Below are 11,737 nucleotides of genomic sequence, written 5' to 3' on the forward strand. Positions count from 1 at the left end.
CGGTCAAGGGAGGAATGCATCCGCACCGGGTGCACATTGATCGGGAGGAGCCTTCATGCTGATCAACCGTCGCATTCTCGTTTCCGCACTGGCTGGCGCCGTCAGCCTGATCGCGATGCCCGCCTTCGCCCAGGACAAGGGCCTGATCGCGATCATCACGCCGAGCCACGACAACCCGTTCTTCAAGGCAGAGGCCGTCGGCGCCGAAGCGCGCGCCAAGGAACTCGGCTACGAGACCATCGTCCTCGTCCATGACGACGACCCGAACAAGCAGTCCGAGATGTACGACACGGCGATCGCACGCGGTGCCAAGGCGATCATCCTGGACAATGCCGGCGCCGACGCATCCGTCGCGCCCGTCCGCCGCGCCAAGGAAGCCGGCATCCCCTCCTTCCTGATCGACCGCGAGATCAAGGAAAGCGGCATCGCCGTCAGCCAGATCGTCTCCAACAATTACCAGGGCGCGCAGCTCGGCGCCGAGAAGTTCGTCGAGCTGATGGGCGAGGAAGGCAATTACGTCGAATTGCTGGGTCGCGAGGCCGACACCAATGCCGGCATCCGCTCGTCGGGCTATCACGACATCATCGACCAGTATCCCGACCTGAAGATGGTCGCCCAGCAGTCGGCCAACTGGTCGCAGACCGAAGCCTACGCGAAGATGGAGACCATTCTCCAGGCCAATCCCGACATCAAGGGAGTCATCTCCGGCAACGACACCATGGCGATGGGCGCCTGGGCGGCGCTGGAAGCGGCGGGCCGCACCGACGTGATCCTCGTCGGCTTCGACGGCTCCAACGACGTGCGCGATTCCATCATGAAGGGTGGCATCAAGGCCACCGTGCTGCAGCCGGCCTATCGCCAGGCCCAGCTCGCCGTCGAGCAGGCCGACCAGTATCTGACCACGGGCTCCACCGACCAGCCGGAGAAGCAGCTCATGGACTGCGTGCTGATCGACGAGAGCAACGCCGCCAAGCTCGAGACCTTCGCGCTCGCAGACTGACGTCCCGCGTCTCCCAAGACACGCTCGTGCCTGGCCGTCGCGCCAGGCACCTCACCGTTCAGGGGGAAGGTTTGCCATGCGCACCAGATCCGCTCGCGCCACGATACTCGCCACCTCCATCCTCTGCCTCTCCGGCTTCACCATCGTGTGGGAGTCGGAGCGGGCAGAGGGCGAAGGCCCCGTGGTGGTCGCCACCGACGAGACCCGGATGGCCGCCTATGCCGAGGAGGCATGGGACCCGAAGGTCCTGCCACAGATCGCCGAACATGAGGTGCCGCTGGCGGATCTGCGCGCGGCGGTGGCCAGGGACGCGGTTGCCGCCGGCGAGCAATACGGCTTTCCGCGCGACGGCGAGACCAGCCCCTGGAACTTCGCCGTCTCCGGCGAGGGCACGATCGTCGAGGCCAAGCTCGAGAGCCGCGCGGCAAAGCTCCAGCTGGACACCGATGCCGACGGCAAGGGCGACGTCACCGTCCAGCTCGGCCCGATCATCCGCGGCACGGCGCTGCGTGACGCCATGCCCTTCATCGTCTTCACCGACTTTCGCGACCAGATCGAGTTCGCCAAGCTCGCCAATGCGCTGAACGCCGTCGCCCATTCCCGGCTGACAATTCCCGAGGGCGACGTGGTGGGCCAGACCGCCCGCTTCGAGGGCGTCTTCGCGCTCGGCAGAGGCATCGCGTCGATCGAGCTCGTCCCCACGAAGCTCCAGATCGGTGAGTGAGATGGCCGACGTCGCCCACCCGATCGGCCTGTCGATCCGCAACGGCCTGAAGGTCTATCCCGGGACGGTCGCCCTGCGGGACGTCGATTTCGACGTCCACATGGGCGCGGTCAACGTCCTCGTCGGCGAAAACGGCGCCGGCAAGTCGACGATGATGAAGGTCATCGCCGGCGTCGAGCAGCTGACCGAAGGCACCATCCTGATGGGCGGCGAGGAACGGGTCTTCCGCTCGACGGACGAGGCCGCGCGCCATGGCATCGGCATCGTCTTCCAGGAGCTCAATCTCTTCCCCAATCTGTCGGTCAGCGACAACATCTTCATCGCCCGGGAGAAGACCCGCGCCGGCATCGACATCGACATGGCGGCGCAGCGCGAGGAAACCCGCCATCTGCTGCGCCGGCTGGAGCACGACATCGACCCCGACACGCTGGTCGGCGACCTGAAGGTCGGCCAGCAGCAGATCGTCGAGATCGCCAAGAGCCTCGCCCAGGATGCCCGCATCCTGATCCTCGACGAGCCGACATCGGCCTTGTCGGCGTCCGAGGTGGAGATCCTGTTCCGGGTCATCGCCGACCTGAAGGCGAACGGCGTGGGGATCGTCTACATCTCGCACCGGCTGGAGGAACTGATCCGGGTCGGCGACTACATCACCGTCCTGCGCGACGGCGCCATCACCGGCGCGCGATCGATGGAGGGCGTCGACGTTCCCTGGATCGTGCGGAACATGATCGGCGAGGCCTCCAGGGACTTCGCCAAGGAGGTCGCGCACGATTACGGCGAGGAGATCTTCCGGGCCGAACACGTCTCGCTGCCCAACAAGGGCGGCGGTCTCGCCGTCAACGACGTCTCCTTCTCGCTGCGCGAAGGCGAGATCCTGGGCATCTACGGCCTGATGGGTGCCGGCCGCTCCGAACTGCTCGAATGCATCATCGGGCAGCAGCGCGACTATGCCGGTTCCTTCTTCATCCGTGGCGAACAGCTGGTGAAGCGCAGCGTGTCCGACCGGATCGCGCGCGGCCTCGCCCTCATCCCGGAAGACCGCAAGCAGGACGGGCTCGTGCAGATCCTGTCGATCCGCGAGAACATGACCCTGTCCAGCCTCGGCGCCTTCACCCGGGGCATCCACATGTCGCTGAAGCGCGAGGCAGAGACCGTCGCCGACTTCGTGCGGCGCATGACCATCAAGATCGCCTCGCCCGAGCACGAGGTCTCGTCCCTGTCCGGCGGCAACCAGCAGAAGGTGGTCATCGCCAAGGCGCTGATGACCGACCCGAAGATCCTGCTGATGGACGAGCCGTCGCGCGGCATCGACATCGGTGCCAAGGCGGAAGTGTTCCGCGTCATGCGCAAGCTGGCGGCCGACGGGCTCGGCATCGTCTTCGTCACCTCCGACCTGGAGGAGGTGATGTCCCTCTCCGACCGCATCCTGGTGATGTCGAACGGCCGGGTGACCGGCGAATTCACCAAGGAAGACGCCACCGAAACGGCGCTGGTCGAGGCTTCCGCGATGGGGCACGCCCCCGACCACGCATCTGCTACCGCCTTCAAGGAGGCTTCGTGATGACCGCCCAGACCGCAACCACCGCGCCGAACCCGCCGATGGACGGCACCGCGATGCTGCTCATGATCCTGAAGGCGCGGACCTTCATCGCGCTGATCCTCGTCTTCGTCTTCTTTGCCTTCGCCGCGCCGAACTTCCTGTCGACGGCCAACATGGTCATCATGTCGAAACACGTGGCGCTCAACGCCTTCCTGGCGATCGGCATGACCTTCGTCATCGTCTCCGGCGGCATCGACCTGTCGGTCGGCTCGATCGTCGGGCTCTGCGGCATGGTCGCCGGGTGGCTGATCCTCCACGGCATCGACCTGGAGCTCGGCTGGTCGATCCAGTTCAACACGATCGAGATCTGCCTCCTGGTCGTCATTGTGGGCGTGGCGGTGGGGGCGATCAACGGCTTCCTCATAACCAGGCTGAACGTCGCGCCGTTCATCGCCACGCTGGGCACGCTGTATGTGGCGCGCGGCGCGGCGATGCTGTCCTCGGACGGCCGGACCTTCCCCAACCTCAACGGCAACGCGGCCTACGGGTCCGACACGTTCCGGTTCATCGGCGCGGGCGATCTCCTGGGCATCCCGGTCTCGATCTGGATGCTCGTCGTGGTCGGCTGCGTGGCCGCCTACATCGCCAAGCGCACGCCGCTCGGCCGCTACATCTACGCCGTCGGCGGCAACGAGAAGGCCGCCGCCCTGTCGGGCGTGAAGGTCAACCGCGTCAAGTATTTCGTCTACATGTTCTCGGGATTCTGCGCCGCGCTGGTGGGCATCATCATCGCCTCGCAGCTCGTCGCCGCCCACCCGGCGACCGGCGACACCTTCGAGCTCAACGCCATCGCCGCGGCGGTCCTGGGCGGCACCTCGATGTCCGGCGGGCGCGGCAAGATCGGCGGCACATCATCGGCGCCTTCGTGATCGGCGTCCTGTCGGACGGCCTGGTGATGATGGGGGTCTCGGCGTTCTGGCAGACCGTGATCAAGGGGCTCGTCATCATTGCCGCCGTGGTTATCGACCAGGCACAGCAGCGCGTCCAGAGCCGCGTCGCGCTGCAGGCCCAGGCGGCCCTGAGCAAGTAGGAGACCACGCCATGAAAGGCGCATTGATCGGCTGCGGCTTCTTCGCCCAGAACCAGCTCCATGCCTGGCGCGACATTGCCGGCGCCGAGATTACGGCCCTGTGCGACCGCGATCCCGAGCGGCTGGCCGCGACCGCCGCGGCCTTCGGCATCGAGCGGACCTACGAGGATGCCGCCGCCATGCTGGCCGCCGAGCAGCCGGACTTCGTCGACATCGCGACGACGGTCCAGAGCCACCGGCCGCTGGTGGAGATGGCGGCGGCCGCAAAATGCCACGTGATCTGCCAGAAGCCCTTCGCCGAGACCATGGACGATGCCCGCGCCATGGTGGCCGCCGTCGAGGAGGCCGGCCGCACCCTGATGGTGCACGAGAACTTCCGCTGGCAGTCGGCCATCCGCCGCGCGATCGACACCGTGCGCGGCGGCGCGATCGGCACGCCCTTCTTCGGCCGCGTCACCTTCCGCTCGGGCTACGACGTCTATTCCGGCCAGCCCTATCTGGCGGAGGGCGAACGCTTCATCATCGAGGATCTGGGCATCCACATCCTCGACATCTCGCGGGCCCTGTTCGGCGATGTGGCGCGCATTTCGGCGACCACCAGGCGGGTCAATCCGGCGATCCGGGGCGAGGACGTGGCGACCATGCTGCTCGCCCATGAAGGCGGGGTGACCAGCGTCGTCGACTGCTCCTACGCCACCCGCCGCACGCCCGAGACCTTCCCCCAGTCGCTGCTGGAGATCGACGGCACCGAGGGCACGCTGCGCCTCGACGCCGGCTACCGCATGGTCGTCCAGACCGGCGGCGACGAGACCGTGACCGACGTGTCGCCGCCGGTCTTGCCCTGGGCCGAGCGTCCCTGGCACAACATCCAGGAGAGCGTGCGGATCATCCAGGCGCACTTCGTCGACTGCCTGCGCGAGGGCCGGCAGCCTGAAACCTCGGGCGCCGACAATCTGAAGACGCTGGCGCTGGTACAGGCCGCCTATCGCTCGGCAGAGACCGACGAGACCGTGAGGCTGTCGGACATATGAGCGAGCTGGTCGAACTCTACGGCACGGATCAGCCGCTCGAAACGCCGCTTTCCGTGTCGTTCGGGCCGGTGGCCTTCGACCTTGGCAACGGGGCGATCTCGCATCTGACGGTGGACGGACGCGAAATCCTGCGGCAGGTGGCGTTCCTGGCGCGCGACCGGGACTGGGGAACGCGGCCGGCGGAGGTGGGCCCGATCGCCCAGACCCGCGAGGGCGAGGATCTGGTGCTCACCTGCCATCTGGTCTTCGAGAATCCGCCCGGGCGGCTCGATGTCGACCTGACCATCCGCGTCAGGCCGGACGGCCTCGATGTCGAGGCGGCCGGCAAGGCGACGGGGCGCTTCGAGACCAACCGCACGGGCTTTATGGTCCTGCACCCGATCACCGGCCAGGCCGGCGCCCCGGTGACCGTCACGCATACGGACGGGCGGGTCGAGGACGGACACTTTCCCGAGCGCATCGCGCCGTGGCAGCCCTTCATGGACATGGCCGGCATCACCCATCGGGTCGGCGACCTTGAATGCCGCTGCCGCTTCGAGGGCGACGCATTCGAGATGGAGGATCAGCGCCAGTGGGGCGACGCATCCTTCAAGACCTACAACCGGCCGATCGCCCTGCCCTGGCCCTATGCCATCGCCGACGGCGAAGACCTGCGCCAGGCCGTCCGCATCGCATGGGCGCCGGTGCGTCCGGCGGAGGCGAAACCGGCCGAACAACTGGCCGCCGGCACGGCGTTCCCGCAAACCGCCATCCTGGTCACCGCCGACCATGCCCGGCGCGCTGCGCGCAACATCGGGGATCTCGATGCCGTCCGGCCACAGCGTCTCCTATGCCATGTCGACGCCAGTCTGGGCGACGTCGAAGGGCAGTTCGCCGCCCATGCCGCGTTGCAGGCGGCGGCGACCGGATATCGCTTCGACCTGGAGATGATCGCCGATTTCGGCGCCGATGCACGCGTCGATCCCGAGCCGATCCTGTCCGGCTACGCCAGCGTCATGCGCGAGACCGGCTTTGCACCCGACAGCGTCATGGTCTGCCCGGCGGTCGACCGGCAATCGACGCCGCCGGGCTCCGCCTGGCCCCCCTGCCCGCCGCTCGACGCCATCCACGAGGCGGCCCGCCGGCAGTTCGGCGCCGCGCGGATGGGCGGCGGCATGTCCAGTTTCTTTCCCGAGCTGAACCGCAAGCGCCCGCCCATCGAACGGCTCGACTTCGTGTCCCACTCCCTCTGCCCCATCGTCCATGATGCCGGCGACCGCGCGGTCATGGAAACGCTGGAAGCCGTCTCCCACATCACCGCCTCGGCGCGGGCGATCATCGGGGCACGGGGCTATCGCATCGGCCCGTCGACCATCGCGATGCGCCAGAACCCCTATGGCGCCCGCACCATTCCCAACCCCGACCGCCGCCGGGTCGCCATGACCGATGACGATCCGCGCCATGCCGGCCGGTTCGCGGCCGCCTATGCGGTGGGGCTGGCCACCGCCCTTGCGCCGGCGGGCGCCGAGGTCTGGACACCGGCCGAGCTTTACGGTCCCCGCGGCCTGTTTGCAGCGGACGGCAGCCCCCTGCCGCTCACCGAAGCCATTGCCGCGCTGGCCGCCTGCGCCGGCATGATGGTCGAGGCGGCGGAGATGGACGGCGAACGGGCGCGCCTCGCTCTGTCCGGCGCCATGCTACACGCGAACCTGACGCCCCGGCCGCTTGACGACTTGCCACCATTCGGCTGGACGGTAAGACACGGCGTCGGCGACACGCTGCGGCAGGGCGGCGCCGGCGGGACCAGATCGAAGGGGTAAAGCCGTGTTCCAGCTCGATTCAGGCCATGACGGCGAGAAGATCGTCCGGCGCAAGCTCTCGGATCAGGTGCTGGACAAGCTGCGGCAGATGATCCGTTCGCGCGAATTGCGCGCCGGCGACTACATGCCGTCCGAGCGCGCCCTGATGGAGCGTTTCGGCGTCGGGCGCCCCGCGGTGCGCGAGGCGCTGCAATCGCTGCACAATGCCGGACTGATCACCATCAGCCACGGCGAGCGCAGCCGCGTGAACGAGATCACCGCCGGTACCGTCCTCGACCAGACCGACGAGATCGCACGCCTGCTGCTCAACGCCATGCCGTCGAACCTGGAACATCTGAAACAGGCGCGGCGCATGTTCGAGCTCGGCATCGTGCGCGTGGCCGCCGAGAACGCGACGGCGTCAGACGTTGCCGAATTGCGCGAACTGGTGACGCGCCAGCGCACGCTGCTCGGGGGCGACCCGGTGCCGTTCATCGAGACGGACATGGCCTTCCACACGCGCATCGCCGACATCGTGGCGAACCCGATCATCTCCGCCGTGTCGGTCGCGATGCTGCGCTGGCTGTTCCAGTACCACACCTCGTTGCTGCACTGGTCGAACAACGAGGAGATCACCCTGACCGAGCACGACTGCATCGTCGACCTGATCGCCGCGCACGAGCCCGACAAGGCGGTGGAGACGATGCGGGGCCACCTCAACCGGTCGCTCCACCTCTACAGCTTCGGCGACGACGCGGCGCCGCAGCGCTGATCAGGTCTCGCCGATCTGCCGTCAGGACCGCGGCCCGCCGCCGTCCCTGATCCAGCCGAAGAAATCTTCCGAGCCCATCTGGCCGCCCTTCAGCGCGATCTGCAGTCCGTCATGGACGCCCTTGCCATAGGCCGTGGACAGCGAGGCGCCGGGAATGGTCGGCGCGCAGGCGACCAGCGCATCGAGGCCCAGCTGCCGCATGCCGTAGCCGGAGGTGTCACCGCCGGAAATGACCGCGCGGCGGATTCCGGTCTCGCGCAGCGTGCGGTCGAGGATTCGTCCCAGCGATTCGCCGATGCGCCGGTTTGCCGTCTCGATGGTCAGGCCGCTGGCGGAGACCGTCGAGCGGAAGGCCGCGACCGCCTTGTCCTGGTTGCCGAGGGCCGAATGGACCAGGGGACTGGCGCCGCGGGCCGCGGCCTCGCAGGCGCCGGCGACGAGGCGCGCCTCCTCCCGCGCCAGTTCGTCCTCCGAACCGCAGACCCGCGTCGCGTCGAAGGGCAGAAGCGCGAAGCCGTTGGCCCCGGCCCATGTCAGCTGGGCGCCGGTCATCGGCGACACCGAGCCTGAGATCACGGCGATCCGGTCGACAGGGCCGGCGCTGCCGACCGGATCGGCCGGGGCGACGAGGCCGATCTCCAGCCAGTGGCGCAGCAGGGCGAACTCGATGCCCTGGCTGCCGACGACGAAACCGAGCCGGTCGCGGTTCTCCCAGAGCAGCCGGCCCGCCGCCCGCTCGCTTGCCGGCTCCATCGAATCGATCGACAACAGCCGCGCGCCGTCGCGCAGGACCGCGTCGAGCCGCGGCTGGGCGCCCGACCACAGCGCCTCCAGATCGATCAGCGCCGAGGGCAGCGACGTCTGATGTGCCAGATGCCGGAGGAGATCGGCCTCGTGCATCGCCGTGACGGGATGATCGGACATGACCGGATGCCGGTCGAGCCGATAGACGCCGTCGAACGTGCCGGCGAAAAGATGGCCGAAGGCCTGGTAGCGGCGCATCTGCGGCGCGGCCGTGAGAATCGGCACGGCGTCCGCCGGGCGAACGGCGAGGCCGAGTTCGATCGCCGTGCCGATATTGCCGGTTTGCGGCGAGGAATCGAAGGTCGAGCAGATCTTGTAGTGCAGCAGCGGGGCGCCGAGATCGTGCAGGAATCGCAGCGGCGCCGGAAGGTGCTCCGTCATCCAGTCCGGCCCGTGGCTGCGCGCGGTGGACGCGATTCCGATCGCCCGGCACCCGGAAAAGCGCGCCAGTAGCTCGGCATCGGGAATGTCGCTGAACAGCACGGTGGGCACGCCGGCAAAGGCCAGGGCTTCCATCACGGCGGCCGAACCGGTGAAGTCGTCGCCGTACCACGTCACCCACGGCGTGACGGGTTCTTGCTCTTGCATGGCATCCCTCGAGAGCCCGTTGCGGGCATTGGCATTTCGGTCTATTATTATCTCATCATACCAGTTCGGGAAAGGTCCGTTCGGGGCCTTGGAGGAGTATAGACAATGACCACTGTGGCGCTGTTCGGCGCAGGCGGCAAAATGGGCGTCCGTCTCTCGCGCAACCTGGCCAAATCGGATTTCGACGTCCGGCATATCGAGATCGATCCGAAGGGTCAGGAACGCCTGAAGGACGCCATCGGCGTCGACTGCGTCGACCAGGACGTGGCGCTCGACGGCGCCGACGTGGTGATCCTCGCCGTGCCGGACACGGTGATCGGCACGGTGGCGGCCCTGGTGGTTCCCAAGGTCGACCCCGGCACCATCGTCGTCGTCCTCGACGCTGCGGCACCCTTCGCCGGCCATCTGCCGGAGCGCGCCGACATCACCTATTTCGTCACCCATCCCTGCCATCCGCCGATCTTCAACGACGAGATGACGGAAGCCGGCCGCAAGGATCATTTCGGCGGCATCGCGGCCCAGCAGGGCGTGGTCAACGCGCTGATGCAGGGCCCGCAGGAGCATTACGAAATCGGCGACAAGGTCGCCCGCGCCATCTACGCCCCGGTGGCACGCAGCTACCAGGTGACCGTCGAGCAGATGGCCTATCTGGAGCCGGGCCTGTCGGAAACGGTCTGCGCCTCGCTTCTCGTGGTCATGCGCGAGGCGATGGACGAGGTGGTCAAGCGGGGCGTGCCGCATGATTGCGCCCGCGACTTCCTGCTCGGCCACATGAACATCCTCGGCGCCGTCATCTTCGACGAGGTCGACGGCGTCTTCTCCGACGCCTGCAACAAGGCGATCGAGTTCGGCAAGCCCATGCTGATGCGCGACGACTGGAAGCGCGTCTTCGACCGCGACGAGATCGCCGCCAGCATCCAGCGCATCACCTGATCGTCGGACGCCTCACGGCAAGAACATTTTCGAACCGGGCGCATCGAGGATGCGCCCGGTTTTTTTGTGGATCTTTCACCCCGGTGAGCCACGGCCCACAGTAAGACCGACGCGGGCAAAGAGCCCCGGACCGGCGTTTGGACTGGCTGCACGGGCCGTCCGCGGGCGTCGGATCTCCCCAAGCTGCAGATCGGCGTGATCGTCCAGAAGCGTGTCGCAATAGTCGCGATGCGCCCTGGTATGGTTCAGGAAGTCCAGCGGCCCCCAGACCGCATCCTCGACAGCCTGGCGCCGGAGCGCTTGGCTGTCGGCCCGCGTTCGCACGACACGTTCACTCGCAACCAACCCGCGCCTAAGTCCGGATATTCGTCCCAAGGACACATCAAATCTTGATGATCATGGCCAACGTGAATCGGGCGCCGCCGCTGGCTCGTCCGGCGCAAGCCGCAAGAGAGGCGCGCCGGCAGCCTTTCCCTCTCTCAGTTGCAAACGATTTGCACTTGCAAAAATTCGAAATGCTAGGCAGCGTGCGATCGACCGAAAAACCACGGAGACCCCGCATGGCGTTCACGCGAACGACGATCCTGGCTGCGCTCGCCGCGATGCTGCTGACGACCGCCGCGCCCGCCCTTGCGCAGGGCGACCGGCTGAAGGTCGTGACGACCTTCACCGTCCTCTCAGACATGGCGCAGAACGTCGCCGGCGAACATGCCGACGTGGTCTCCATCACCAAGCCGGGTGCCGAAGTCCATGGCTACGCACCGACACCGCAGGACATCGTGGGGGCGAGCGATGCTGACCTGATCCTGTGGAACGGCCTCAATCTGGAGCGCTGGTTCGAACAGTTCTTCGCCAATCTCGGCGACATGCCCGCCGCCACCCTGACCGACGGCATCACGCCGATCTCGATCGCCGAGGGTGACTACGAAGGGCTGGCCAATCCGCATGCCTGGATGAGCCTCGACAATGCGATGATCTATGTCGACAACATCCGCGATGCCCTTGCCGCCCACGATCCCGACCATGCCGACGCCTACCGGGCGAATGCCGAGCGCTACAAGCAGGAAATCCGCGACACCATCGCGCCGTTGCGTGACAGGATCGCCGAGATTCCCGAAGACCGGCGCTGGCTGGTCACTTGCGAAGGGGCATTCAGCTATCTGGCCCGCGACTTCGGCATGAAGGAGCTCTATCTGTGGCCGATCAACGCCGACCAGACCGGCACGCCGCAACAGGTCCGAAAGGTCATCGATGGGGTGCGCGACAACGAGATTCCGGCCGTGTTCTGCGAGAGCACGGTCAATACCGCGCCTGCCGAGCAGGTGGCACGGGAGACCGGGTCGGCCTTCGGCGGCGTCCTTTACGTGGATTCGCTCTCCGCGCCGGATGGCCCGGTCCCGACCTATCTCGATCTCCTGCAGGTCGACGCGCAGACGATCGCCGATGGCCTGGCCGGGTCCGCCGAGTGATTGCGCGC

9 protein-coding genes and 1 pseudogene are annotated in these 11,737 nt (G+C 67.3%); 9 read left to right on the forward strand and 1 reads right to left on the reverse strand.

The window, feature by feature from the left end:
- The first annotated feature begins 55 nt into the window (after nucleotides 1-55).
- The 7 genes and pseudogenes from VQ042_RS00290 (at nucleotide 56) to nanR (ending at nucleotide 7,935) form a co-directional block, all read left to right on the forward strand.
- Nucleotides 56-1,000: a D-ribose ABC transporter substrate-binding protein gene (locus VQ042_RS00290; RefSeq protein ID WP_331814343.1), complete on the forward strand. Its 945-nt coding sequence runs from the start codon at nucleotides 56-58 to the stop codon at nucleotides 998-1,000.
- A 76-nt stretch (nucleotides 1,001-1,076) separates the two neighbouring features.
- Entirely contained in the window at nucleotides 1,077-1,724 is a 648-nt protein-coding gene (locus VQ042_RS00295; protein WP_331814344.1) for a DUF2291 family protein, read from the forward strand.
- Nucleotide 1,725: 1 nt separating this feature from the next.
- Nucleotides 1,726-3,285, forward strand: coding sequence for a sugar ABC transporter ATP-binding protein (locus VQ042_RS00300; protein ID WP_331814345.1), 1,560 nt, complete (start codon nucleotides 1,726-1,728; stop codon nucleotides 3,283-3,285).
- Nucleotides 3,285-4,354: pseudogene (locus VQ042_RS00305) on the forward strand (ABC transporter permease). Before VQ042_RS00300 ends, VQ042_RS00305 begins: the two are co-directional and overlap by 1 nt.
- An 11-nt stretch (nucleotides 4,355-4,365) precedes the next feature.
- Complete coding sequence (locus tag VQ042_RS00310) at nucleotides 4,366-5,385, forward strand: Gfo/Idh/MocA family protein (RefSeq protein ID WP_331814346.1); 1,020 nt, start codon at nucleotides 4,366-4,368, stop codon at nucleotides 5,383-5,385.
- Nucleotides 5,382-7,184 carry a hypothetical protein gene (locus VQ042_RS00315; protein WP_331814347.1) on the forward strand — a complete coding sequence of 601 codons (1,803 nt, stop codon included), beginning with the start codon at nucleotides 5,382-5,384 and terminating at the stop codon, nucleotides 7,182-7,184. The genes VQ042_RS00310 and VQ042_RS00315 overlap by 4 nt, the downstream gene beginning before the upstream one ends.
- A gap of 4 nt (nucleotides 7,185-7,188) precedes the next feature.
- A complete protein-coding gene (nanR, locus tag VQ042_RS00320; RefSeq protein ID WP_331814348.1) occupies nucleotides 7,189-7,935 on the forward strand; it encodes a transcriptional regulator NanR in 747 nt (248 codons plus the stop codon).
- A gap of 21 nt (nucleotides 7,936-7,956) precedes the next feature.
- On the opposite strand, the gene VQ042_RS00325 is transcribed toward nanR, so the two are convergent.
- Nucleotides 7,957-9,327 carry a four-carbon acid sugar kinase family protein gene (locus VQ042_RS00325; protein ID WP_331814350.1) on the reverse strand — a complete coding sequence of 457 codons (1,371 nt, stop codon included), beginning with the start codon at nucleotides 9,325-9,327 and terminating at the stop codon, nucleotides 7,957-7,959.
- A 105-nt stretch (nucleotides 9,328-9,432) separates the two neighbouring features.
- On the opposite strand from VQ042_RS00325, the gene VQ042_RS00330 reads away from it, so the two are divergent.
- A complete protein-coding gene (locus VQ042_RS00330; protein WP_331814351.1) occupies nucleotides 9,433-10,260 on the forward strand; it encodes a phosphogluconate dehydrogenase C-terminal domain-containing protein in 828 nt (275 codons plus the stop codon).
- Between the two features lie 560 nt (nucleotides 10,261-10,820).
- Nucleotides 10,821-11,729: a metal ABC transporter substrate-binding protein gene (locus VQ042_RS00335; RefSeq protein WP_331814353.1), complete on the forward strand. Its 909-nt coding sequence runs from the start codon at nucleotides 10,821-10,823 to the stop codon at nucleotides 11,727-11,729.
- Nucleotides 11,730-11,737: the final 8 nt, after the last annotated feature.

The sequence above is a fragment of the Aurantimonas sp. A2-1-M11 genome (genome assembly GCF_036549475.1).
Classification (GTDB): Bacteria; Pseudomonadota; Alphaproteobacteria; order Rhizobiales; family Rhizobiaceae; genus Aurantimonas.